The sequence below is a fragment of the Mycobacterium sherrisii genome, from assembly GCF_002102355.1.
In the GTDB taxonomy this organism is placed as follows: domain Bacteria; phylum Actinomycetota; class Actinomycetes; order Mycobacteriales; family Mycobacteriaceae; genus Mycobacterium; species Mycobacterium sherrisii.
Map to the genome: position 1 here is coordinate 1 of NZ_LQPT01000102.1, position 22,289 is coordinate 22,289.

The 22,289-nt window shown below is 66.2% G+C and carries 24 protein-coding genes; 16 read left to right on the top strand and 8 right to left on the bottom strand.

Features of this window, described 5'->3' with window-relative positions; genetic code table 11:
- Both AWC25_RS21560 and AWC25_RS21565 read left to right on the top strand, forming a co-directional pair.
- Window positions 1-445: PPW family C-terminal domain-containing PPE protein (locus AWC25_RS21560; protein ID WP_142278988.1), on the top strand; the 445-nt coding region annotated here is incomplete at its 5' end.
- 45 nt (window positions 446-490) lie between these two features.
- Window positions 491-1,702, top strand: coding sequence for an MFS transporter (locus AWC25_RS21565; RefSeq protein WP_085167564.1), 1,212 nt, complete (start codon window positions 491-493; stop codon window positions 1,700-1,702).
- A gap of 11 nt (window positions 1,703-1,713) precedes the next feature.
- On the opposite strand, the gene AWC25_RS21570 is transcribed toward AWC25_RS21565, so the two are convergent.
- Window positions 1,714-2,688 carry an LLM class flavin-dependent oxidoreductase gene (locus tag AWC25_RS21570; protein WP_069400110.1) on the bottom strand — a complete coding sequence of 325 codons (975 nt, stop codon included), beginning with the start codon at window positions 2,686-2,688 and terminating at the stop codon, window positions 1,714-1,716.
- A 209-nt stretch (window positions 2,689-2,897) separates the two neighbouring features.
- Between AWC25_RS21570 and AWC25_RS21575 the strand changes: the two genes are divergently transcribed.
- Together AWC25_RS21575 and AWC25_RS21580 are read left to right on the top strand one after the other, a co-directional pair.
- Window positions 2,898-4,058 carry a MalY/PatB family protein gene (locus AWC25_RS21575; RefSeq protein WP_276048773.1) on the top strand — a complete coding sequence of 387 codons (1,161 nt, stop codon included), beginning with the start codon at window positions 2,898-2,900 and terminating at the stop codon, window positions 4,056-4,058.
- Window positions 4,059-4,165: 107 nt separating this feature from the next.
- A complete protein-coding gene (locus tag AWC25_RS21580) occupies window positions 4,166-5,071 on the top strand; it encodes a haloalkane dehalogenase (protein WP_069400112.1) in 906 nt (301 codons plus the stop codon).
- A 4-nt stretch (window positions 5,072-5,075) separates the two neighbouring features.
- On the opposite strand, the gene AWC25_RS21585 is transcribed toward AWC25_RS21580, so the two are convergent.
- Complete coding sequence (locus AWC25_RS21585; RefSeq protein ID WP_069400179.1) at window positions 5,076-6,107, bottom strand: amidohydrolase family protein; 1,032 nt, start codon at window positions 6,105-6,107, stop codon at window positions 5,076-5,078.
- 113 nt (window positions 6,108-6,220) lie between these two features.
- Between AWC25_RS21585 and AWC25_RS21590 the strand changes: the two genes are divergently transcribed.
- The gene (locus AWC25_RS21590; RefSeq protein ID WP_085167568.1) at window positions 6,221-6,847 is read left to right on the top strand and encodes a TetR/AcrR family transcriptional regulator; all 627 of its coding nucleotides are present in this window, start codon (window positions 6,221-6,223) and stop codon (window positions 6,845-6,847) included.
- A gap of 221 nt (window positions 6,848-7,068) precedes the next feature.
- Here the strand turns inward: AWC25_RS21590 and AWC25_RS21595 are convergent, their stop codons facing one another.
- Complete coding sequence (locus tag AWC25_RS21595; protein WP_069400114.1) at window positions 7,069-7,797, bottom strand: 3'(2'),5'-bisphosphate nucleotidase CysQ; 729 nt, start codon at window positions 7,795-7,797, stop codon at window positions 7,069-7,071.
- Window positions 7,798-7,985: 188 nt separating this feature from the next.
- Between AWC25_RS21595 and AWC25_RS21600 the strand changes: the two genes are divergently transcribed.
- Entirely contained in the window at window positions 7,986-8,537 is a 552-nt protein-coding gene (locus AWC25_RS21600; RefSeq protein ID WP_372513454.1) for a hypothetical protein, read from the top strand.
- 5 nt (window positions 8,538-8,542) lie between these two features.
- Here AWC25_RS21600 and AWC25_RS21605 read toward each other — a convergent pair whose 3' ends face one another.
- Entirely contained in the window at window positions 8,543-9,718 is a 1,176-nt protein-coding gene (locus tag AWC25_RS21605) for a thiolase family protein (RefSeq protein ID WP_069400115.1), read from the bottom strand.
- Between the two features lie 352 nt (window positions 9,719-10,070).
- Between AWC25_RS21605 and AWC25_RS21610 the strand changes: the two genes are divergently transcribed.
- Genes AWC25_RS21610 through AWC25_RS21620 form a run of 3 tightly spaced genes read left to right on the top strand, consistent with a single transcriptional unit; the run spans window position 10,071 to window position 12,462 of the window.
- Window positions 10,071-11,135, top strand: coding sequence for a cupin domain-containing protein (locus AWC25_RS21610; RefSeq protein WP_085167570.1), 1,065 nt, complete (start codon window positions 10,071-10,073; stop codon window positions 11,133-11,135).
- A 31-nt stretch (window positions 11,136-11,166) separates the two neighbouring features.
- A complete protein-coding gene (locus AWC25_RS21615; protein ID WP_069400117.1) occupies window positions 11,167-11,550 on the top strand; it encodes a DoxX family protein in 384 nt (127 codons plus the stop codon).
- Window positions 11,551-11,562: 12 nt separating this feature from the next.
- Window positions 11,563-12,462 carry a DMT family transporter gene (locus AWC25_RS21620; RefSeq protein WP_069400118.1) on the top strand — a complete coding sequence of 300 codons (900 nt, stop codon included), beginning with the start codon at window positions 11,563-11,565 and terminating at the stop codon, window positions 12,460-12,462.
- On the opposite strand, the gene AWC25_RS21625 is transcribed toward AWC25_RS21620, so the two are convergent.
- Window positions 12,433-12,801, bottom strand: a complete 369-nt coding sequence (locus AWC25_RS21625; RefSeq protein WP_069400119.1) for a bleomycin resistance protein — start codon at window positions 12,799-12,801, stop codon at window positions 12,433-12,435. The genes AWC25_RS21620 and AWC25_RS21625 overlap by 30 nt on opposite strands.
- A gap of 108 nt (window positions 12,802-12,909) precedes the next feature.
- On the opposite strand from AWC25_RS21625, the gene AWC25_RS21630 reads away from it, so the two are divergent.
- The 5 genes from AWC25_RS21630 to AWC25_RS21650 all read left to right on the top strand — a co-directional run bounded on the left by AWC25_RS21630 (window position 12,910) and on the right by AWC25_RS21650 (window position 16,815).
- Window positions 12,910-13,689: a sensor domain-containing protein gene (locus AWC25_RS21630; RefSeq protein WP_158089768.1), complete on the top strand. Its 780-nt coding sequence runs from the start codon at window positions 12,910-12,912 to the stop codon at window positions 13,687-13,689.
- Window positions 13,690-13,870: 181 nt separating this feature from the next.
- The gene (locus tag AWC25_RS21635; RefSeq protein WP_069400120.1) at window positions 13,871-14,626 is read left to right on the top strand and encodes a sensor domain-containing protein; all 756 of its coding nucleotides are present in this window, start codon (window positions 13,871-13,873) and stop codon (window positions 14,624-14,626) included.
- A gap of 89 nt (window positions 14,627-14,715) precedes the next feature.
- A complete protein-coding gene (locus AWC25_RS21640; protein WP_069400121.1) occupies window positions 14,716-15,219 on the top strand; it encodes a DUF2505 domain-containing protein in 504 nt (167 codons plus the stop codon).
- Window positions 15,220-15,380: 161 nt separating this feature from the next.
- Complete coding sequence (locus tag AWC25_RS21645) at window positions 15,381-15,848, top strand: hypothetical protein (RefSeq protein ID WP_232326979.1); 468 nt, start codon at window positions 15,381-15,383, stop codon at window positions 15,846-15,848.
- 112 nt (window positions 15,849-15,960) lie between these two features.
- Entirely contained in the window at window positions 15,961-16,815 is an 855-nt protein-coding gene (locus AWC25_RS21650) for a GNAT family N-acetyltransferase (RefSeq protein WP_085167572.1), read from the top strand.
- A gap of 60 nt (window positions 16,816-16,875) precedes the next feature.
- On the opposite strand, the gene AWC25_RS21655 is transcribed toward AWC25_RS21650, so the two are convergent.
- Complete coding sequence (locus AWC25_RS21655) at window positions 16,876-17,916, bottom strand: NAD(P)H-dependent flavin oxidoreductase (protein WP_085167576.1); 1,041 nt, start codon at window positions 17,914-17,916, stop codon at window positions 16,876-16,878.
- A 75-nt stretch (window positions 17,917-17,991) separates the two neighbouring features.
- On the opposite strand from AWC25_RS21655, the gene AWC25_RS21660 reads away from it, so the two are divergent.
- A complete protein-coding gene (locus AWC25_RS21660) occupies window positions 17,992-18,672 on the top strand; it encodes a PadR family transcriptional regulator (protein WP_084229292.1) in 681 nt (226 codons plus the stop codon).
- On the opposite strand, the gene AWC25_RS21665 is transcribed toward AWC25_RS21660, so the two are convergent.
- Complete coding sequence (locus AWC25_RS21665) at window positions 18,626-20,029, bottom strand: MFS transporter (RefSeq protein ID WP_211281066.1); 1,404 nt, start codon at window positions 20,027-20,029, stop codon at window positions 18,626-18,628. The genes AWC25_RS21660 and AWC25_RS21665 overlap by 47 nt on opposite strands.
- A gap of 186 nt (window positions 20,030-20,215) precedes the next feature.
- On the opposite strand from AWC25_RS21665, the gene AWC25_RS21670 reads away from it, so the two are divergent.
- The gene (locus tag AWC25_RS21670; protein ID WP_069400182.1) at window positions 20,216-21,997 is read left to right on the top strand and encodes a DUF3556 domain-containing protein; all 1,782 of its coding nucleotides are present in this window, start codon (window positions 20,216-20,218) and stop codon (window positions 21,995-21,997) included.
- Here the strand turns inward: AWC25_RS21670 and AWC25_RS21675 are convergent.
- Window positions 21,994-22,239 carry a hypothetical protein gene (locus AWC25_RS21675; RefSeq protein ID WP_069400125.1) on the bottom strand — a complete coding sequence of 82 codons (246 nt, stop codon included), beginning with the start codon at window positions 22,237-22,239 and terminating at the stop codon, window positions 21,994-21,996. The genes AWC25_RS21670 and AWC25_RS21675 overlap by 4 nt on opposite strands.
- Window positions 22,240-22,289: the final 50 nt, after the last annotated feature.

The window sequence follows — 22,289 nt, forward strand, 5'->3', positions numbered from 1 at the left end:
GACCCCAACGCCCGTCCACGGCGCGCCTCCCCCGGCACCCCCGGCTCCAGCGGCACCGGTCACCGGTGCGGAGGGATTTTCCGGCTCCTATCTCGTCGGGGCATTGCAGCTTGCCACCCCTTCCTCGGCGAGCACTGCCGTCAAGGCCAAGAAAGCCGAGGAAGTGCTCGGCGCCGAGATACCCGCAGCGGCCGCCAACCCACGCGAACCCACCGGCTCCCGACGACGCCGCGGCATCGAAATGTTCGGCCGTCGCTACGAATACCTGGAGTCAAATACCGATTCAGAATCCGGAGCGGGAACGATCGGCTTCGCCGGGGCCGCGAACCGGGCAACCGGCCGACGGGCCGCCGGTTTGACCACACTGGCCGACGACTCGTTCGGCGCCGCCGCAACCGCGCCGATGCTGCCGGGCAGCTGGGATCGGGCGGGACAGGATTCATAAGCTGAAGCCTGGCCGAAGCCGACGAATCATGGTTATCTGCCAGCCATGACCGTCGATGCCCGTGATGAGCGCAAGTGGCTGACCCGCGGCGTCGGCGCCGTCGGAGCGACGAGCTTTTTCTCCGATGCGAGCCACGAGGTGACCACCTCGGTACTGCCCACGTTTCTCACCGGAACGTTGGGCGCCTCGGCCGCCGCACTTGGGGTGGTCGACGGCATCAGCGACGCGCTGATCGGGGTGATGAAGCTTCTGGGCGGACCGGTCGCCAATGATCCCGAACGTCGGGGGCGGATCGCGTCCGGCGGTTACCTGGCCACGGCCCTGGCCACCGGGGCCATCGGCGTCACGGCCACCGTGTGGCAAGCCGGGTTGTTGCGGGCCCTCGCGTGGATGTCCCGGGGTGTTCGATCACCGGCCCGCGACTCGTTGCTGGCCTCGTTGAGCCCGGAATGGGCACGCGGCAGGACATTCGGGCTCGAGCGCGCCGGGGACAATCTCGGCGCGGTGGTGGGTCCGCTGCTGGCGGCCGGGCTCGTCGCATGCGTCGGCATTCGGCCCACCCTCTGCTTGGCTGCGATCCCGGGTTTCTTTGCGGCCGTGGCCATTTTGATAGCCGCCCGCGAAGCACGCCAACGTCGTCAGGCGGGTGCGCCGGCGTCCCGGCGATTCGACTTCGGGGCGCTGCGCAATGCCGGCATGCTGCGGGCGCTGTTACCGGTGGCACTGTTCGAATTCGGCCATGTCGCAACGACATTGCTGATCCTGCGGTCCACCCAGCTGCTGACCACTCCGGACCGAACAATGACCGCGGCGACGTCGCTGGCGATCCTGATCTACGCCGGCCACAACGTGGTCGCCACGGTGGCCTCGTTGGCGGCGGGACGCTGCTACGACCGGGCCGGACCACGTGCCGTCTTCGCCACCGGCGGGGTCGCCTACGTGCTCGGCTATCTGGTGTTCGCCGCAGGGGCGCACAGTGCGCCCGTCGTCGCGGTGGGCTTTGCCCTCGCTGGCGCCGGCATCGGGCTCGCCGAACCGACTCAGTCGGCCGTGGTATCCCAGCTGCTTCCGGATCGCCTGCGCGGCAGCGGGTTCGGCGTGCTGGGCGCGGTTCAAGCGGTCGGTGACGTGGTGGCGACCGTGATCGCCGGCGTGCTCTACACCGTGGCCTCGCCCATGATCGCGTTCTGCTACGCCGCCGGGTGGATGGTGCTCGCCGTCGTCGCCTCGGGCATGTTGCGACCGGCCCGAGTGTGAGGCTGCTCGGCTCAACCGAGCGCCTCGGGCAACACCACCTCGCCGACACGCCGCAGGTATGGCCACGCGATCTGCGGCGGCAGCCCCCCGCACAGCGGCGACAGGTTGAGCACCTGGCCCGCTTTGACGCGCGAAATCGCTTCGGGCACAGAGATGATCACGTGCGACGTGCCGGTCTCGCGGAGCTCGTCGACGGTGTTGACGTGCGAGAAGCCGGCCGTCGTCTCGTCGCCGGGATTCCACGCCGCGTAGGTGCGCACGTCATGCAGCAGATGATCGCCGATCTCCTTCCACGCCCGGTCGACATCGTCGGCGACGAACACGACCGAGGGGGTGTCGCGGCTGGGAAACATCGTCGGCCCGGGCTGGTGGCCGTGCTCGCGGCAGGCCTCCTCGTAGGCTTCCTGCATGCCCGGTGCGTTGGCGTTGCCCAGCATGCCCAACCCGTACCTGCCGGCCCGGCGCGCGGCGGCGACCGTCCCGCCGCCCCACATCAGTCCCGGCCCGCCGGGGGTCAGCGGGCGCGGCGTCACGCGGATCCGGCGCCCGTCTTCGACGACGGTCTCCCCGGCGAGCAGTCGCCGTAGCAGCCCGAGCTTCTCGTCGCAGAGGCGACCGCGGGTCTTCATCGACACGCCGAAGTGTTCGAACTCCTCCGGCCGATAGCCCAGCGCCAGGATGTAGGACGCCCGACCGTTGCTGAGGATGTCGAGCACCGCCATGTCTTCGGCGAGCCGCACCGTCTCGTAGAACGGGAGGATCAGGATCAGGCTCAGCGCCAGCCGCTGCGTCCGCGCGGCCACCGCCGCAGCCAGCAGGAACGGCGACGGCAGGTAGCCGTCTTCGGAGCCGTGGTGCTCGCACAACACGGCGGCCAGACCGCCGTGCTCCTCGGCCCAGGCGCACATCTCGGGTGCCGCGGCGTACAGATCGGTTGGGGGTGCCGCCCATTCGGGATCGCGCATGTCGAAGCGCAGTGTGTACACGCAAGCTCCTCGCTGGCCCAAATTTTGGGCCGTACGTTACACGTTGAGTCGAAGGCGTAACGCGGCAGGGTGGCCGCGATGTCCCGGGTGCCGCTGACCGTCCCGCACAATGCAGGTGTCGGCGGGTAGGTCGGCACGGCTACTCTGCGGGCGTGACGGTTAATCCTCTCGAGGAACTCGGTCTGCAACAGCTGCAGCGCCGCACCAGCATGAAGTGGCGTGCACACCCCGCCGACGTGTTGCCGCTGTGGGTCGCCGAGATGGACGTCAACCTGCCGCCAACCGTCGCCGAGGCACTGCGCGCGGCGATCGACATCGGCGACACCGGTTATCCGTCGGGCACCGCGCTCGCCGAGGCGGTCGGCGAATTCGCTTCCCGCCGTTGGCAATGGCACGACTTGGCGGTGGGTCGCACCGCGATCGTTCCCGATGTCATGCTCGGCATCGTCGAGGTGTTGCGGCTTGTCACCGAGCCGGGCGACGCGGTCGTCGTCAACCCCCCGGTGTACGCGCCGTTCTACGCGTTCGTCACCCACTGCGGGCGCCGGGTCATCGAGGCGCCGCTTGACGCCGAGGGAAGAATCGCGCTGGACGCGTTGGAGGAGACGTTCGTGCGCGCCCGCACGTCGGGCCGTCGGGTCGCCTATCTGTTGTGCAATCCCCACAACCCGACGGGCACCGTGCACACCGCCGAGGAACTGCGCGGCGTCGCCGAGCGGGCCCGACGCTCCCGGGTGCGGGTGGTGTCGGACGAGATTCACGCCCCCGTGGTGCTGCCGGGATCGCGATTCACCCCGTACCTCAGCGTCCCCGGCGCCGAGGACGCGTTCGCCCTGATGTCGGCGTCCAAGGCGTGGAATCTGTCCGGGATCAAGGCGGCCCTGGCCATCGCCGGCCCCGAGGCAGCGCCAGACCTGCACCGCCTACCGGAGGAGGTCAGCCACGGCCCGAGTCATCTGGGCGTCATCGCGCACGCGGAAGCGTTCCGCAGCGCCGACGACTGGCTCGACGCGCTGCTGCATGGCCTGGACTCCAATCGCGAATTGCTGAGTGAGCTGGTGGCACAACACCTTCCGGGAGTCACCTGGCACCGCCCGCAAGGCACCTGCCTGGCGTGGCTCGACTGCCGGCGACTGGGTTTCGAAGAAGACGCGGCCGACGGTCTTGCGGTGGTGGCCGACCTGTCCGGCCCCGCTCGCTGGTTTCTCGACCACGCCCGCGTCGCACTGAGCTCCGGGCACGTGTTCGGCACTAACGGATCCGGTCACGTCCGGTTGAACTTCGCCACCTCGCAAGGAATTCTCACCGAGGCGATCACCCGCATGAGTCGTGCACTCGCCGCGAACGCGCGACGTCGGAGCACAAATTAGTTATCTTTAATGACCTGCCGGCTTGTTCTCGAACGAATCTCGCACTGGACGAAAGGCGCCTCGCGGAGAGAGGCTTCACAGGTGCCCGCACACCGGAGGAGCTGAATATGGATGTGCTGCGAACCCCGGACTCCCGATTCGAAAACTTGGAAGGCTATCCGTTCGTAGCGAATTACATCGATGTCGCAGCCAGCGACTCCCCTCCGGTTCGCATGCATTTCCTGGACGAGGGACCGGGCGACGGTCCGCCGATCGTCCTGCTGCACGGCGAGCCCACCTGGAGCTACCTGTACCGCACGATGATTCCGCCGCTGGCCGAAGCCGGAAACCGGGTGCTGGCGCCGGACCTGATCGGGTTCGGCCGCTCGGACAAACCCAGCCGCGTCGAGGACTACACCTACCTGCGGCACGTGGAGTGGGTGACCTCGTGGTTCGAACGGCTGCGGCTCAAGGAGGTCACCCTGTTCGTCCAGGACTGGGGCTCGCTGATCGGTCTGCGCATCGCCGCCGAGCAGGGCGAGCGCATCGCGCGGGTGGTGGTGGCGAACGGCTTTCTGCCCGCCGCCCAGCAGCGGCCCTCGCCGGGATTTTTGGCGTGGCGCGCTTTTGCGCGGTACTCCCCCGTGCTGCCCGCGGGACGCATCGTCGCCGCCGGCACCGTCCGCCGGGTTCCGCCCAAAGTGCGCGCCGGCTACGACGCGCCGTTTCCGAACAAGACGTTTCAGGCCGGGGCGCGGGCGTTTCCGCAATTGGTGCCGACTTCCCCTGATGACCCGGCCATTCCGGCCAATCGAGCGGCATGGGAGGCGTTGGGCCGCTGGGAAAAACCGTTCCTGGCCATCTTCGGCGCGCGCGATCCGATCCTGGGGCAGGCCGATCGCCCGCTGATCAGGCACATCCCCGGCGCGGCGGGGCAGCCGCACGCCCGCATCCGGGCCAGCCATTTCATTCAGGAGGACAGCGGACCGGAGTTGGCCGAACGCGTGCTGTCCTGGATGAAGCCCCTGCTCTGAATCGTCAGCGGGGGTCGATCAACCGTGCGGCCCCGCGCATGACGGTCCTGCTGACCGCGCGGCGCACGTGATCGATCGGCGAGCGGGCGGCCGGGGCCGGCGCCGATCCCAGTCGCGGAAAGAGCCGCAGCGCATTTGTGCGATCGATCGCGGTGCGCGCATCCGCGTCGAGTGCGCGATACGTTTCCAGGCCGGCGGCGAACAATTTCGCGGCCGCGATCGGCGCGAAGGGATAGTCGGAGCCGAACGTCACGTGCCCGGGCTTGGCGAACGCGAGCAGGCTCGGCAATGCCGTCGCGGTCGAGGACAACGCGGTGTCGAAATAAAACCCCGCGAAATCGTCCAGGGTGTCGGTCAGCACGCGCCCGGTATCGCTCATGATGGCGATTGCCATCCGGTGCGAAGCGTAAGGCACGAACCCCCCGGCGTGACTCAGGATGAATTTGATATCGGGATAGTTTTGTCGAATCTCGTTGCGCACCAATAGATACGCCGCACGAGTCGTATCCAGCAGAAAATCGGTCGCGAACGGCAGTACGCCGTTGACGGCAGGTCCCGGCAGGTCCGCCGGATGAATGAACACCACCGCGCAACGCGCATTCAGGGCGTCGAACAGATCATCCTGTCCGTCTTGGCCCAGGTACACACCGGCCGCGTTGGCCAGCAAAATCACCCCGTCGGCGTGCAATTCATCCAGGGCTCTGACCGCCTCGTCGGTCGATTCCTGCACATGGGGCATCGGGATGGTCGCGAAGAACCCGAACCGGTCAGGCTGGGCGGCGACGACGGCAGCCAGATGTTCGTTGAGGTCTCGGGCCAGCGCGGCGGCATCGGCGGGGTTCGGCAAAAACGTGGTCCCCGGCGCCGACACCGACAGAATCGCCGTTCCCACGCCCAGTTCGGACATCGCCTGTAGTGAGCCCTCCGGGCTCCACTCTGGTAGCCCACGCCCGCCGGCGTACTCGATCCCCGCCTTGCGCAACAGGTTTCGATATTCCGACGGGACGGCATGGTGGTGGGTGTCGACCCGCAGCATCGTCACTCCTCGCCTCGTTGGCACTCAGATGCTACGCCGACGGACAAATTTTGACACTAAGCTCATCCTATGGTCACGCGTTGCCGCACCGGGCTCCGGTAGGTCTGACGGGCATGGGCCGGAAGGGTTGGGGTGGATCACCACCGACCGACGACGACGAAGCGCGCAAGCGCATAGTCGACGCGGCGATCGGAAGCATCGAGCGGCGGGGAGCTCAGCAAACTAGCCTGTCGGTGATCGCCACCGACCTCGGGGTCACCCGTCCCACCATCTACCGGTACTTTGCCTCGCTCGAGGAACTGATTACCGCCGCCAGCGATGTCGCCCTCGGCGGGTGGACCACCCGGATCGCCGATTTGACTGCGGGCGTTGACGATCCGGTGGATTTGCTGGTTGAGGCGGTGGCTTTTCTTGTCGAACGCCTGCCGGAAGAACCGTTGTTGATGATGCTCCTGGAGACCGACCGGAGCCGGTCGATGAGCCGACAGATGGTCCTCGGCGAATCGGTGAGACGCTCACGCCTGCTGCTGCAAAGCACCGAAATCGACTGGGCCGGCTTAGGATACCGTGGCAGCGATTTCGACGATCTGGTCGAGTACCTGCTCCGGCTGATCCAGTCGCTGGTATTGGTGCCGCCGGATCCGCCCCGCTCGGCCACCGAGTTGCGGTCCTTGTTGCGGCATTGGATCGGTCCGGTGGTGCAAACTGCACCGCCTAATTGCGGCCGAGCGCGGGACTAGGGCACCCCGGCCGATTCCCCATTTTTGTCACCACGGCTCAAAAGTGGCGAGCGCCACAGTCGGTCAGCCTTGATATTGCACCGCCGTATTCGATGTAATATTTGATTGTTGCGCCCTCATGAGGATGAGTCAGGGCCTCATGAGGCGCAATCATCAATTATCACCCCGGGCATCCGAGACCACTTGGCGCGCAGCCGGTTACACCGGAGCCGCCGTGGGCGTCAACGCGTGACAGCGAGTACCGCGTCGGCAAACTCGGGACGGCACACCACCAGATCCGGCAGCGTGGGATCGGCCTGGTTGTACCGCAATCTCGACCCATCGATGCGCGACGTGTGCAGACCCGCCGCTCGGGCCACCGCCACGGGAGCAGCCGAGTCCCACTCGAATTGCCCACCGGCATGCACGTAGACGTCGGAGAGCCCCTGGACGATCGATGCGACCTTGGCCCCGGCCGAACCCATCTCCACCAGGGTGCCGTCCAGGGCGTCGCGCACCGCCAACGCGATCGCCGGTGGCCGGGTGCGCGAGACGACGATGCGCGGCTTGGCCTGCGCGACCGGCGGCGCGTCCACCCGCGGGGTGGCCAGCGTGACTCCCTGCGCCGGCAGCGCCACCGCCCCAGCGACCAGCTCGCCGGCTTGCCATACCGCGACGTGCACGGCCCAGTCGTCGCGGCCCAGTTCGGAGAACTCCCGGGTGCCGTCGAGCGGGTCGACGATCCATACTCGTTCCGAGCGCAGCCGCACCGGGTCGTCGGCGCCCTCCTCGGACAGCACGACATCCCCGGGTCGCTCGCCGGCCAGCGCCTCGACCAGAAAGTCATGGGATCGCTTGTCCCCCGCCGCTTTCCGCGCGCCGGCTTCGGCCTCGGCGAACTCCTCACGGACTGTGAGCAGCAGCCTCCCCGCTTCGGTGGCCAAGCGGGCGGCCAGCGCGTGGTCACTCATCGGTTGCTCCTAACGAGTCGTGGAAATTCGATACTTCCCTATGTTGGTTGCGATGACCAAATTTAACGTGTCACAAATTTGCCCGCGACCGCCCCCCGGTTGTTCCGCCGTGTCCTAACCTGGTGATCGTGAGCGGCAAGGTCTCCGCGGAGAGCGAGCCGCGGCGGGGGCGCCTCACACTGATCGTCATCGTCGTGGCTCTGCTGGTGGTTGGTGCGCTGGTCTTCGTCGCCGTCAAACTCCTCGGCGGACGGCACGGCACCTCGGCGTCGCCCACCACCCAGCCACCGGCGCCACCCGACAGCTACGCAATTCCGGGCTGCTACAACCCCTCGGTGCAACCGGCCGAGCGGCCAAGGAATCTCAATGTGCTGGGATGCGCGAGCGTTGCCGTTGCGCTGCAAGACATGTCATGGAGTTCGTGGGGGCCCCAGGGCGCCGACGGCACCGGCACCGCCGTGTTCAAGTTGTGCGATCCCAATTGCGCGGCCGGCTATCAGGTCACCGAGCCGGTTGTCGTGCACGCCTGGAATCCGCGGCCGCCGCGCAAGGATGCCATCTGCCAGGGCGGCCTGAAGATCTTCGGCGACATGATCCTGGCCTTCCCCAACGGCACACCGCCGCCCGACGCGCAACAGATCGACACCGAGTACAACGGGATGCCGGCCGTGCATTTCGTCAACTACTCGCCGAGCGACACCCGGCAGACCGAATTCATCGGCTACACGTTTTGTAACTGAGGCAGCTACACCTCGACGACAACGGCGCCGCCCTGGCCGCCGCCCGCACACATCGCCGCGACGCCGATGCCGCCGCCGCGACGGGCCAGCTCGTAGACCAGCGTGGTGACCATGCGGGCACCGGAAGCCGCGATGGGGTGACCGAGGCTGCAGCCGCTGCCGGAAAAGTTCACCTTTTCCTCGTCGAGGCCGTACTCGCGGCACGCCGCGATCGGCACCGACGCGAACGCTTCGTTGATCTCCCACAGAGCGACGTCGTCAGGCGACAATCCGGCGCGACCCAGCACTTTGCCGATGACCTTGACCGCACCCAACCCGCAATCCCGGGGCGGGACGCCCGCCGCGGCCCAGGCCTTGACCGTCCCCAGCACGTGCAGCTTCTCGGCATGCGCGTAGTCGCTGTCCACCAGCGCCACGGCCGCCGCGGCGTCATTGGTGCCGCTGCTGTTGCCGGCCGTGATCGAGAACCCCTCGATCTCGGGGTGTAAGACCTTCAGGCCGGCGAGCTTTTCGACGGTGGTGTCGCGCCGCGGGTGCTCGTCGACGGCGAACTCGGTGACCGAACCGTCGACCTGGGTGATCTTCAGCGGCAGGATCTCGTCAACGAACTTGCCGGCGTCCTGGGCCGCGACGGCGCGTTGGTGGGAACGCGCCGCCCAGGCGTCCATCTCCTCGCGGGTGATGCCGACCGACTGCGCGGTGTTCCAGCCGACCGTGATCGACATGTCCTTGGCGGGTGCGTCCGGCGTCTCGACGTGGGTCGGCGGCATCCAGCGCTCCTCGAACTTCAGCTCGGGGCCCGGAATGCGCCAGTTGGTCAGGGGCGTCATCGACAACGACTGCACTCCACCGGCGATCAGTACGCGTTCCATGCCGGAACCGATCTGGGCGGCGGCGTTGCCGATGGCGGTGAGGCTGCCCGCGCAGTGCCGGTTGACCGATTGGCCGGGAACGTGCTCCAAGCCGGTGGTGGTGGCCGCGTAGCGCGCCAAATCGCCACCCCCGTAATGGGATTCGGCGAAGATGATGTCATCGATGGCAGACGGGTCGACGCCGGAGCGGCGGACCACCTCCGGTAGCACCGCGGTGATCAGCGTCTCGGGCGGCGTGTTGACCAGGGTGCCCTTGAACGAGCGGCCGATTGCCGTCCGGACAGCTCCGACGATGACGGGTGTACCCATGTTCTCAACCTCGCTGCGGTGGGCGGTCAGACGACACGAATCGTATCAAATACTGTATAGGCAATAGTAACGGCCTAAATTTGGTGCGCCCGGCGATGTGACAGCGCTAACAATTAAGCGGTTCGGCTAAATCGAAGTACGGCGCCACAGCGGCTTTCGCCGACGTGCCGGGCGCGACCACCAGCATCGCCGACGCCGATCGCTGACCGCCGTTCGACGAACCGGGCGTATTCGATAGCCATCGCTGATCATCAGATCGAAAAGCCGTGTTGGACGGTGCAGTCCTGCGCGCGGCATCGTGATCGTGGTGACCCGCTCGGATCGGCGATCCGAAGCTGTTGAGGAGGATGAAATGTCCAGGCAGTTAAGCAAACACGTCGCGTCGTTGACCGAAGGTGAGATCGTCGAGGAGTCCGATCTGGGGTCGATCACCCGGCTGACCGCCGACGTCTTTCCCATCCTCAAGGGGCTGTCGATCAAGCGGCTGCTCATCAACCCCGGCGCGATGCGCACGCCGCACTGGCATGCCAACGCCAACGAATTGACCTATTGCGTCTCGGGGACCGCCCTTGTTTCGGTGTTGGACACCGGGAGCCGATTCGCCTCCTTCGTGATCCACGCGGGCGAGATGTTCCACATCGACTCCGGCTCCCTGCATCACATCGAGAACATCGGTACGGACACAGCCGAATTCATCATCACCTTCCGTAGCGAGCGTCCCGAGGACTTCGGGCTGGGCGCCGCATTTGGCGCGATGACCGACGCCGTGCTGGGCAACACCTACGACCTGCCGGCCAGGGACTTCGCCGCCGTGCGACGCAGCACTGTCGACCGCGCGTTGGCCGCCCGCGACGGCGACCCCGAGGTGCCGGCGACTGCTCACTTCGACGACCCGCACAAGTTCTCCGTCGACGCGATGACGCCTCCGGTCACCAGCGCGGTCGGGTCCGCGCGGACCGCGCGCGTGCAGTACTGGCCGGCGCTTCAGGACCTGTCGATGTACTCGTTGCGCATCCGCGAGGATGGCATGCGCGAACCACACTGGCATCCGATCACCGCGGAGATGGGATACGTCAACACGGGCGCGGCGCGGATGACCGTGATGAACCCGGGCGGCGAACTGGACACCTGGTACCTACGGCAGGGCGACGTGTACTTCATCCCGCGCGCTTACCCGCACCACATCGAGGTCTTCGACACTCCCGAGCTGCACTTCTGCATCTTCTTCGACCAGCCCACCCCCGCCGACATCGGCTACCGGACGGCCATCAGCGCCTACTCGCGCAAAGTGTTGGCGGCCACCTTCGACACCCACATCGACGACCTGCCCGACTTCCCGTTCACCAAGTCCGACCCGCTGATCGTCAACCGGATCAATCCCGTCGACGCGCACGCCGTCGAAGAACCTCACGTCTAGAGCATTGGCCTGATATGCGCACAATGTCTGGATGACCACCACATCCGCGCGGGCGACGCAGGCCGCCGCATACCGCGCCGCGGCAATGTTGATCGGCGTCGGCACGGTGCATTTTTTGGCCCCCAAGCCGTTCGACGCGATCGTCCCCGCCGAACTGCCCGGCAATCAGCGGTTTTACACCTATGCATCCGGTGTCGCCGAAATCGCCATCGGCGCCCTGCTGTTGCCGCGACGGACCCGCCGGTCGGCCGCGCTGGCGGCCGTGCTGCTGTACGTCAGCGTGTTCCCGGCGAACGTGAACATGTGTCGGCTGTGGTGGGGCAAGTCGTGGCCGATGCGCATCGTCTCGCTGGCCCGGCTGCCGCTGCAGATTCCGATGATCACCGCTGCGCTGAAGATCCGGCGCGAAAGCTAGCCGGAGCCGTCGATGGGGACAACCGGGATCGCGGCGTTGCTCGCCGTGGCGGCCGCCCTGATGGTCGGCATCGGCGATGTCGCCGAGCAGCGATCCGCCCAACAGGTCACCGACAAATCGGTCAGCGCGCCCGCCCTGTTCGCTCGGCTGCTTCGCGACCGTCGTTGGTGGTTGGGCACGCTCGTGGCCGCGGGCGGGTTCGGGTTGCAGGCCGCGGCGCTCGGCCTGGGCTCGGTGGTCCTCGTGCAGGCATTGTCGGTGACCTCGCTGCTTTTCGCATTGCTCATCAGCAGCATCGCTAATCACCGCAAAATATCTCGCGGACAAACGATTTGGGCCGTGCTGCTGGCCGCGGCCGTCACGGCGGTGGTCACGGTCGGCAACCCGCAGGCCGGGACGCCACGCGGGTCGGTCAAGACGTGGGCCATCGTGGCGGTGGTCCTGGGGCCGGTCCTGCTGTTCTGCCTGATCGGCGCGCGCGTGTCCTCGGGTTGGCGCAGCGCGTTGTTGCAGGGCCTCATGGCGGGCACGCTGTGGGGCGTGTTTTCGGTGCTCACCAAGGGTGTGGTCGATCAGCTCGGGCACGGCATCGGGCAGCTGTTGAAGACACCGGAACTGTACCTATGGGCGGTGCTGGCGATCGCCGCGACCGCCCGGGAGCAGTCTGCGTTTCGGGCGGGCCCGCTGACCGCGTCGCTGCCCGCCGTCACCATCACCGAGCCGCTCGTCGGGTCGGTGCTCGGCATCGCCGTCCTCGGCGAGACCCTGAACACCGACCATCTCGGCATGGTCGCACTCGGGCTGTCGGTCGCGGTGATGGCGGCGGCGGTGGTGGCGCTGGCACACGGTCAGGCCGCCGGCGCCCCGGCCGACGAGGTGGCGTCAGGTTTGCCGCGAACCGATGCGGTGTAGCGTGCCGTCGGGGTCGATATAGCCGAATTCCCTTAAGCCGTAGTCGGTGTCGGCCGGCGCCAGCAAGCGTCCGCCGAGCCCTTGCAGCGCCGCCCATTCCGCGTAGAGGGCGTCTGCATCGCTGACGTAGAAATACACGCTGGCCGCGGTCCGCAACGGGTCGTGTTCGGCCCACTCGGTGAGATGCATCGACACCGGACCTCGATCCACGAAGCCGTACCGCTCGGGTCCGGCGTAGGCGCGGGCGTTGAAGCCAAGCCGGCGATAGCGATCCAGCGCCACATCCAGGTTGCGCACCGGGATGATCGGCGCCACCGACGTGAACTTGGTTTTGGGCACACCCCCAGTCTGGCAGCCAGACGACCCCGCCTCGCAAATGCCGCGGCGCCCGCATTGCCGTGTCATATGCTCCGAAAAACCACCCTGCGGCAGGAAGGTCCGTCAACCATGGGCAAGCTTGCGGGCGCCACCCTCGGCAAAGCCGTCGCCGCCCCCGTTGCTGTTGCCGTCACGATGCTGACCGCCGCGTGCGACAGCAATGGGGGCGGCACCGGTGTCACCTTCTCGACGGTGACCAGCACGACTGCCACGAAGCAGCCGGTTCCCGCCGCCGCACTGCCCAACCTCTTCCTGACGTCGGCCCAGGTCGACAGCGTGCTGGGGGTAGCCGGTTCGAGGACCGACCGACTGTCCGACACGTTGCAGGAAGACCAAACCGTCGGCGCGTTCGCGAAGGGATACAAGTTTCCCGAGGAGTGCGTCTACGTCATGGGTCCCGCCATCGCGCCGGTGTACAGCAACAGCGGCAGTGTGGCCGTCCGCGGCGAACGGATCGCCGTGCCGCCACCCCACCCGAAAGACCCCAGCCCCAACGCAAATCAGTTCGTGGTGCTATTCCCGTCGGCCAACGAAGCAGACGCCTTTTTCGCCCACTCCGCCGAACGGTGGCCGGCGTGTGCCAACCGGCAAGACAACGTCCCCGGCGGCACTCCGGACGCGGTCAGCATCGAGTGGAAGGTCGGACCGGTTTCCAACGTCGACGGCGTACTGAGCACGACCGTGTTCGTGCGGCTGAGCAAAAACGACGAGACCAAATCGCAGACGTGTCAGCGCGCGCTGACAGTGCGCAACAATGTCGCGATCGACGTTGCTGGGTGTCGCCAGGACCCGGGCAACGTAGGTGTGCAGATCGCCCGTCAAATCGCCAGCAACGTCGACAAACAATAGTCACCCGGCGCGGCGGACCGGGCCCCTGCGGCGCCGGGTTTGAGAACGCACTGGGCTTTGCGCAAAACGCCCGCGGGCCCGCGCTGCTGGCGTATGCTCCACCCGCACACCTCTCTGCAGAGCAAACGCGCGGGTCCGCGGAACGCTCGTCGAGTCGGCGCTATAGGAAGGGCACTCAACCATGCGTCAGTCACCACTCGTCGTCGCCGTCACCACCGCCGGACTCTTGGTCGCGGCCTGCGGAGGAGATCACCAGGACGGCGGCGCCTCGTCGTCGACGACGACCACAACCTCGTCCAAGCCTCCCCTGGCCCCCGCGGCGCTACCGAACCTGTTGCTCACGCCCGCCGAAGTCGACAGCGTGCTGGGGGTTACCGGTTCGAAGACGGACAAGACCTTCGACACCCTGCAAGAAGACAAAAGTACCGAGGTCTTCCCGAAGGGATACAAGTTTCCTGCCGAGTGCCTGTACATCACCGGTGAGGCCTTGGCGCCCATTTACGGCGGCAGCGGAAACACCGGAGTGCACGGCGAGCGTGACCTTGCGCCTATCCCCCCGGACTCGAATGACCCAAACCCTGACGTCAGCCAATTCGTGGTGTTGTTCCCGTCCGCCCAGCAGGCGAAGGCCTTCTTCGACAGTTCGGCGCAACGCTGGCCCGCGTGCGCCAACCGCGAGGACACCGTTCCCGGTGGTGACGCGGACGCCCTGAGCATCCACTGGAGGGTCGGTCCGGTGTCTAACGCGGACGGAATCTTGAGCACCAGCGTCAACGTGACGTTGAGCAAGGACGCCGACTCCATGTCCCAGAGCTGCCAGCGTGCGCTCACCGTCCGCAACAACGTGGTAATCGACACCGAGGCGTGCCGTAAAGATCCCGGGGATGCGGCGGTCAACGTCGCCAAACAGATCGCCGGCAAGGTCGACAAGCAATAGCACCGCCCGCCGCGCCAGTCCCTTTGGCGGCCAGGAGCTTTCGGATATGCCCGGACGTGACGGTGCGACTTCGGCAAGAATGTGTTGCTATGCCCCGCTCATTCGATGTTCTGACCGAATCACCGGCCAGTGTGGAACAAATTCATGCGGCATTCAGCAGCGAGGACTATTGGCTGGCCCGCATCGCCATCGGGGACGCGTCGACCACGCTGGATTCGCTGACCGTCGGCCCGGACGGCGCGGTGGCGGTACAGGTCACCCAGCACGTCGGCCGCGCGCTGCTGCCGAGCATGGTCACCAAGTTCGCGCCCGCCGACCTCAAGCTCGTGCACAGCGAGACGTGGCAGCCGGCCGGCGACGGTCAGGTGCGCGGCCAGGTCAACGTCACGACGTCGCCGAAGGTCGGATCGGGCCGCGCCGACGCGTGGCTAGCGCCCATCGACACCGGCACCCAACTTCGCTTCGCCGTCAAGGTGGAAGTCAAGATCCCGTTGGTGGGCGGCAAACTCGAGAAGTCCCTGGGCGCCAGTCTGGCCGAAAGCATTCCCGCGGTGCAGCGGTTCACCACAACCTGGATCGCCGACCACTGCTGACGCGCAACCCATTGCAGCAAACGCGCACCGAAATGCCGTGAGCTGTGGCATCCTGCCGGGGTGACCGCTGCTTCGGGCGGTTTGCCCGCGGGGAGGACGTCGATGTCGACAAGACCGCGATTACTGGCCGTCGTCGCACTGGGCTGTGTCACCATGACCGCGTGCGGGTCGCAGCCGACATCGCATCCCGATGCGGCGGGTTCCAGCTCGACAGCGTCAGCCACCAGCAGGACCGGGCACACCCCCAGCGCGGCGGCGAGCACGACCATCTCACCGATCACGACCACCAGCGGCGCACCGGACTGCGTCGGATTGTCGATCTGTGCCCCGCCCCCACCGGATGCCGAGGTAATCCCGCCTGCTTCTATTCCGATGGCTGGCAAGCCAATTCAGGCGGGCCGGGCATCGAGATCTGGTATTTCCACGAGCCCCAGAACCTGTCGAAGCCAGACAAGGTCACCGCGATTGTGCGCAAGAACGACGGCACCGACCAGTCACAGGAAGCGGCCATCGAAGCCGGCCAGCAGACGCATCGCTTCGAGTTCCCCGCGATCGACAAGTCGGCGGTGCAAGAAGTGTTGCTCAGCAGCAGCACCGGCCGCTGTTATGTGATCGGGCCCGGCAACTAGGTAGGCACCGGCTTCGTCGTAGGAGGCTAAGCCACTCAGCCACACGGCGTTTGACCACAGGCGGGCTAGGTAAGATCCGTCATTAGCGCCAGCTACGGATAAGGAACACTCGATGACCCGCATACGTACCATGACGCAAACGGACACCGGCGAATGTGCGCGGATCTGCTACGAGGCTTTCAGCGCGATTGCGGCCCGGCACAACTTTCCGCCCGACTTTCCGTCGGTGACCTACGCGCACGAGCTGCTCGCGTCCCTGCAGTCGCATCCCCAATTCTTCAGCATCGTCGCCGAATCCGACGATCGTCTGGTCGGCAGCAATTTTCTCGACGAACGATCGTCAATCTTTAGCGTGGGCCCGGTGAGCGTGGACGTCGATCTGCAGGACGGCGGCATTGGGCGCGCCCTAATGCAGGCCGTGTTGGACCGCAGCACCGAGCGGCAGGCGTTGGGCGTGCGCCTGGTGCAGATGGCGTATCACAACCGGTCGATGAGCTTGTACACGAAACTCGGTTTCAAGACGCGGGAGCCGCTCGCGGCGATCCAGGGAACACCACTGCTGCGCCAGTTCAACGGTTTCGACGTGCGGGCGGCACAACTGACGGATCTGGCCGAGTGCGACAAGCTGTGTCTGCAAGTTCACGGTCACGACCGAAGCGGCGAGGTGCGTGATGCGATCAATCAAGGGGCGGCCAAAGTGGTCGAACGTGACGGCCGCATCACCGGATACACCACTGGCATCGGGTTCGTCGGACACTCGGTCGCGGTGAGCAACGACGACCTCATCGCCTTGATCGCGAGCGCCGAGGAGTTTTCCTTGAACGGGTTCCTTGTTCCGCTACGCAACGCCGAGCTGTTGCGCTGGTGCTTCGACCAGGGTTTGCGGATGGTCTACGTCTTGAACCTGATGACCCTGGGTCATTACCAGGAGCCGCGCGGCTCGTTTTTGGCGTCGATCGGTTATTGACCAGCCGACGCGATCAGCACCGTTCGTCGTTGCGCCGCGTCACGGGTAATCGGCACGGGGCTAACTGTCCGCTCCTTCGGCGGGCAGGCGGTCGATGCCGAGCACGGCATACGCCTGACTCATCATCTGCTCGACGATCTCGGCGGCCGGGGCGCTCCTTCGGAGCGACCCCACTCCTTGACTGGCCGGGTAAACCATTGCGTCCCAGTCGCCGTCGGTATCGATTGTCGGCGGCAACGCCGACCGGGCCGGTAACTCGTACGGCATATTTGCCGAATGCGGGAACAGCCGGGTGCGCCCGATGGGCGCCACCGGCTGGGCGTCGTCACCACGGCGCGCTGCTGCCTCGGCGTCGAGCACGGCGGGCGTCGCGAGGAGCCGATACGGCTGGTTCGGCCACTCGGGCCCAAATGCGATGGTGCGCACCGTCTTACCGGACGACTCGATAAGTCGGCGCTTGTACTCGGGGTGGGCGTTGGCCTCGTCGGCGACGACCAACGCGGTGCCGACCCATACGCCATCCGCGCCCGCCCGCAGCGCCGCCGCTACCGCCACCCCATCCGAGATCCCGCCGGCACCGAGCAGCAGCGCGTCGGGCCACTGCTGGCGGATGGTCCGCAGCAACGCATGCAACGGTAGGTGCCCGCGGGCATGGCCACCGGCTTCGCTGCCTTGAGCGACAATGCCGTCGACACCGAATTCAATTGCCGTCGCGGCGATCTCGGGTGACGAGGCTTGCATCCACACGTGGATTCCCACCTCGCGCAGCGCACCGACCCATTGACTCGGCGGCGGGCCATGGTGGAACACCGCCAGCGGTACGCCCAACCGAATGCATTCGACGATGTGTTGATCCGTGGTGGCCGGTCCCAGACCGGTCTCGGCGCAGATGAGGTCGACGCCGAATGGTCCCGACGTCAAAGTGCGCAAACGTTCGACCATCACCACCAGGCTCTCGGCCGGATCGGGAGACGCGCCCAGCACACCCAAACCGCCGGCGTTGGTGACCGCGGCCGCGAGCTGCTCGTGTGCCACAAATGCCATGCCCGCGCCCACAAATGGGTGGCGGATATCGAATTCACGGGTCAACCGGGTCTGCATGAGCGAGTTCCCCTCCCCTGATACTCCATATCGGGGTATTCTCAACTTTAGTCCGATCTGGAGTACTGTCAACCGATGCCCAGTAAGCAGCTGACACCAACGTCCTTTGCCATACTCGGATTGCTTTCGATCCAGCCATTCACGACTTATGAACTCGCCCAACAGATGGACCGGACGCTGAGCTGGTTCTGGCTGCGTGCGGCCAGCATGATCTACGAGGAGCCCAAAAAGCTGGTTGCCGCCGGATTAGCGCGGGCCAAACCGACTTTCACCGGTAAGCGGCGCAGCACCGTCTACGAGATCACCAAGGCGGGGCGCACCGCGCTGCATGACTGGATGGACCTGCCGGCCGCGGGGATCCGCCTCGAGTCCGAAGCCATGATCAAGGTGGCGTTCGCGGACGCCGGTGACGTGGCTCAGCTACGTTCGACGGTGCAGGAAATTCGCGCCGACGCCGAAGCACGACTGACCGAAATCATGGATAGATTAACAGAATACGCGACAAGCGGCGGTCCCTTTCCGGACCGCCTGCCGATCACGGCGATTACCGGCAAGCTGTTGATGGCCCAGTATCAAGCCATACTTCGTTGGGCGCGTTGGGCCGAGGACGCGACCGACCAATGGACCGGCGTCACGCCCGAAACCGGGGCCACGGTGCCGCCGGATGCGTTCACCGCGAAGTGGCCCGCACGATACGCCGATGCCGGTGCTAGGAAGGCAACGGCTCGCCGCGGGTCTCGGGCGCCAACGGAATGATGAACAACCCGATCAAAAAGACGAGCGACGTCAGGGCGACGGGCAATCCCAGGGTGTGCGTGTGCAGCACAGCGGCGCCGAGGATGAAGTTCACACCGGCGCCGACGAACCGGCCGAACGAGGTACAAAACGCGAATGCTGTTGCGCGCACGCGTGTCTCGAATTGTTCGGGCAACCAGAGGCTGAACAGCGCAAAGTTGCCCCCGAAGAAGCCGAGCACGAACAGCCAGGCGATGAACGGCGCCAGGCCGTGGGGCTGATAAAACGCCCAGCCGAAGCTGGCGGCAATCGATACCGCCATGCCGGCGAAATAGAATGCCGCCGTCTTTCGCCGCCCGACGCGTTCGGCAATTACCGGCAGCACAAGACATCCCAGGATCGTGCCGATCGACAGCAGCCCGGTGGCAAACGACGCAATCTTCGTCGAATCGGCTTTACCCAGACCCGCATGCTGCGCGAGCTGGATCACGGCCGTCGGTTCGTACACCGTGCCGGCCCACAAGCCCACGATCGCGATCGTGACCAGCGCACACGCCACCCACGTCCGGCGTCGATAATGCGCACTGAAGATTTCGCGCAACGGGTTCGTCGGTGCTGTCGCGGAAACCTCGGCCCGCTCCCACTTCTCGGTCTCCCGAACTCGGGTCAGGATCATGATCGCCACGACGACCGGCACAGCACCGGTCAAAAACATTGCGCGCCAGCCGAAGTGAACACCGATGGTGTAGTTGAGCGCCGCTGCCAAAAAGAAGCCGGCGTAGTAGCCGGTCTGCAGATAACCGGCGCCCATCTTGCGCCGGTCCTCCGGCCACGCCTCGGCGACGTAGGTTCCGGCCAGCGCCCACTCGCCGCCGATACCCACACCGGCGATGAACCGATAGGTGGCGAGCTCCCAAACGGTGTGCGCCGTAGCCGACAGCCCGGTGAAAATCGCGAACGTGAAGATCGTCGCCGCCAGCACCTTGGTCCGGCCGAAGCGGTCGGCGATGGGGCCCCAGATGAAGGAAAGCCCCCAGCCCACCAGAAACAGCGCGAACAGAATGGAACCCGCGAGCCCGACATTGGACGGGGTCGCCGCGATGCCCGATCGTGGCAGCAATTCCGTCAGCGCCGGTGTAAGCACCAGCGCGTAGATGAACGAATCCATCCCATCAAGAGTCCAGCCGGTCCACGCCCCCCAAAAACCGGCGATCTGCGAACGATTGAGCGGTGTGCGACGGCGCACGGGCATCACACGTTCTGTCGTTGAACTCATACCTGCCTTCCGCTGACCAACTGTCGCGTCAGAGAGTAAAGGGGGGGAGTGCCGATTCGTAGCGCCCCTCACGCAAGCGCGCGGGGACCGGATGTCGCGCACGTCACGCCAGCTTATGGCGTGACGCTGCGCAAACGAAGGGGTGACCTGCTTCGTTCATCACAAGACAATCTGGGTTGTCAGTGCGGCTGCGGCCCGGCGAAGAAACCCGAGCCATGCTCGCGAGCAAATCCGGGACGGCGCTACATTGAGTACTTGCCTACTGGGTTCAACGTGGAACGGGGCATCATGGGATTCATCACGCCGGACCTGCCAGACGTCGATCACGACACCTGGCCCACCCTGCCGCGATCGGCGAGGCTGCAAGTGGTGACTCGACATTGGGTCGAACACGGCTTCGGCACCCCGTATGCGATCTACTTCCTGTACGTGCTGAAGATGGCGGCCTACGCCGGCGGGGCGACGGCGGTCATCGCGCTGACGCCCGGCCTCGGTGGGCTGGGCCAGATCGGCGCATGGTGGACCCAGCCGATCGTCTATCAGAAGCTCGTCGTTTTCACGCTGCTGTTCGAAGTCCTCGGCCTGGGCTGCGGGTCGGGCCCGCTGACCGCGAGATTCTGGCCACCCATCGGTGGCGTTCTTTTCTGGTTGCGGCCCAACACCATTCGACTGCCGCCCTGGCCGCGGGCGGTTCCGTTCACGCGCGGCGATACGCGCAGCATCGTCGACGTGGCCCTGTACGCCATCGTGCTGGCGTCGGGCACCTGGGCCCTGCTGTCGTCAGGACACGGCGGCCCCGTCACCCCCGACGGCGATGTCGGTCTGCTCGACCCCGTGCTGCTGGTCCCGGCGATCGTCGGCCTGGCCCTGCTGGGGCTGCGCGACAAGACCGTGTTCCTCGCGGCTCGCGGCGAGCACTACTGGCTGACCTTGTTCGTCTTCTTCTTCGAATTCACCGACCAGATCGCCGCTTTCAAAATCATCATGCTGGCGCTGTGGTGGGGGGCGGCGACCTCCAAGCTCAACCACCACTTCCCCTATGTCGTCGCCGCGATGACCAGCAATCACCCGTTACTGCGGAGCAAGGCGTTCAACTGGGTCAAACGCCGGCTCTACCGCGACGCGGTCAACGACGTCCGTCCCTCGTGGGTTCCCAAGATCATGGCCCATGTCGGGGGCACCACCGCCGAGCTGCTGGTGCCGCTGGTACTGGTCTTCTTCGCCGACGGCCATCGGTGGGCGTGGTTCTTGATCGGGTTCATGGTGATCTTCCACCTCAACATCATTTCCAACCTCCCGATGGGAGTTCCGTTGGAGTGGAACGTCTTTCTGATCTTCTCACTGTTCTACCTGTTCGGGCACTACACCGGGATCCACGCAACCGACATTCGATCACCCCTGCTGCTCGCCATCCTCGTCGTCGCCCTGGCTGTGGTGCCGATCCTGGGAAACATGTTCCCGCAGCAGTTTTCGTTCCTGCCCGCGATGCGCTATTACGCCGGCAACTGGGCCACCAGCGTGTGGTGCTTCCGCGCCGGCGCCGAGGACAAGATCGAGGCCAACGTGGTCAAGAGCTCCGCACTGACCGTGCACCAACTGGCCAAGCTGTACGACGCGCCGACCGCCGAGATCATGACCGACAAGGCCGCCGCCTTCCGAGCGATGCACACCCACGGCCGCGCGCTCAACGGGCTGCTGCCCCGCGCCATCGACAACGAGGCCGATTACCGGATGCGCGAGGGGGAGATCGTCGCCGGCCCGCTGGTCGGCTGGAACTTCGGCGAGGGCCACCTGCACAACGAACAGCTGTTGGAGGCCCTGCAGCGGCGCTGCGACTTCCAGGAGGGGGACGTCCGGGTGGTCATCTTGGAGGGCCAACCGATCCAGACCCAGCGGCAGTGGTATCGCATCGCCGACGCCAAGGCCGGCGTAATCGAAGAAGGCTATGTCAACGTCTCGGACATGCTGGCCCGCCAGCCGTGGCCGGAGCCCGGCGACGAGTTCCCCGTCCACGTGTCCCGCGGCCGCGGGACGGCCGATGCCGCCAAGCGGTTGTCTACGGCGGACTAACCGCAGCGGTGGCGATGCTTGCGGGTGTCGTCGCCGGCGCGGGGAGGACGACTCGCCGGCGCGGTGAAACCGCCGGTGTCGTCGAAAAACGCCCAGGCCCCGGCGTCATCGACTTCCATCCGCCAGCCCAATTCGGCACTGTCGGCGACGCCGATGAACCAGGCGTGTGCCGCCTCGGCACTGTCGAAATCCTTCGCCGCGACGATTTCGCCGTGCGGGTCGACCGCTCGGAACGTGGGCATGCGGAGTAATTATCCGCTGCGGCCACGTTTCAACCGCGAACCTGCCGGTT

Excerpts from the sequence above, each read along its gene's own strand:
- AWC25_RS21640 (WP_069400121.1), top strand. The coding sequence starts at position 14,716 with ATGCCCCGCTCATTCGATGTTCTGACCGAATCACCGGCCAGTGTGGAA.
- AWC25_RS21580 (WP_069400112.1), top strand. The coding sequence starts at position 4,166 with ATGGATGTGCTGCGAACCCCGGACTCCCGATTCGAAAACTTGGAAGGC.
- AWC25_RS21610 (WP_085167570.1), top strand. The coding sequence starts at position 10,071 with ATGTCCAGGCAGTTAAGCAAACACGTCGCGTCGTTGACCGAAGGTGAG.
- AWC25_RS21615 (WP_069400117.1), top strand. The coding sequence starts at position 11,167 with ATGACCACCACATCCGCGCGGGCGACGCAGGCCGCCGCATACCGCGCC.
- AWC25_RS21620 (WP_069400118.1), top strand. The coding sequence starts at position 11,563 with ATGGGGACAACCGGGATCGCGGCGTTGCTCGCCGTGGCGGCCGCCCTG.
- AWC25_RS21595 (WP_069400114.1), bottom strand. The coding sequence starts at position 7,797 with ATGAGTGACCACGCGCTGGCCGCCCGCTTGGCCACCGAAGCGGGGAGG.
- AWC25_RS21660 (WP_084229292.1), top strand. The coding sequence starts at position 17,992 with ATGCCCAGTAAGCAGCTGACACCAACGTCCTTTGCCATACTCGGATTG.
- AWC25_RS21590 (WP_085167568.1), top strand. The coding sequence starts at position 6,221 with ATGGGCCGGAAGGGTTGGGGTGGATCACCACCGACCGACGACGACGAA.
- AWC25_RS21655 (WP_085167576.1), bottom strand. The coding sequence starts at position 17,916 with ATGCAGACCCGGTTGACCCGTGAATTCGATATCCGCCACCCATTTGTG.
- AWC25_RS21675 (WP_069400125.1), bottom strand. The coding sequence starts at position 22,239 with ATGCCCACGTTCCGAGCGGTCGACCCGCACGGCGAAATCGTCGCGGCG.
- AWC25_RS21630 (WP_158089768.1), top strand. The coding sequence starts at position 12,910 with ATGGGCAAGCTTGCGGGCGCCACCCTCGGCAAAGCCGTCGCCGCCCCC.
- AWC25_RS21565 (WP_085167564.1), top strand. The coding sequence starts at position 491 with ATGACCGTCGATGCCCGTGATGAGCGCAAGTGGCTGACCCGCGGCGTC.
- AWC25_RS21605 (WP_069400115.1), bottom strand. The coding sequence starts at position 9,718 with ATGGGTACACCCGTCATCGTCGGAGCTGTCCGGACGGCAATCGGCCGC.
- AWC25_RS21575 (WP_276048773.1), top strand. The coding sequence starts at position 2,898 with ATGAAGTGGCGTGCACACCCCGCCGACGTGTTGCCGCTGTGGGTCGCC.
- AWC25_RS21670 (WP_069400182.1), top strand. The coding sequence starts at position 20,216 with ATGGGATTCATCACGCCGGACCTGCCAGACGTCGATCACGACACCTGG.
- AWC25_RS21650 (WP_085167572.1), top strand. The coding sequence starts at position 15,961 with ATGACCCGCATACGTACCATGACGCAAACGGACACCGGCGAATGTGCG.
- AWC25_RS21585 (WP_069400179.1), bottom strand. The coding sequence starts at position 6,107 with ATGCTGCGGGTCGACACCCACCACCATGCCGTCCCGTCGGAATATCGA.
- AWC25_RS21635 (WP_069400120.1), top strand. The coding sequence starts at position 13,871 with ATGCGTCAGTCACCACTCGTCGTCGCCGTCACCACCGCCGGACTCTTG.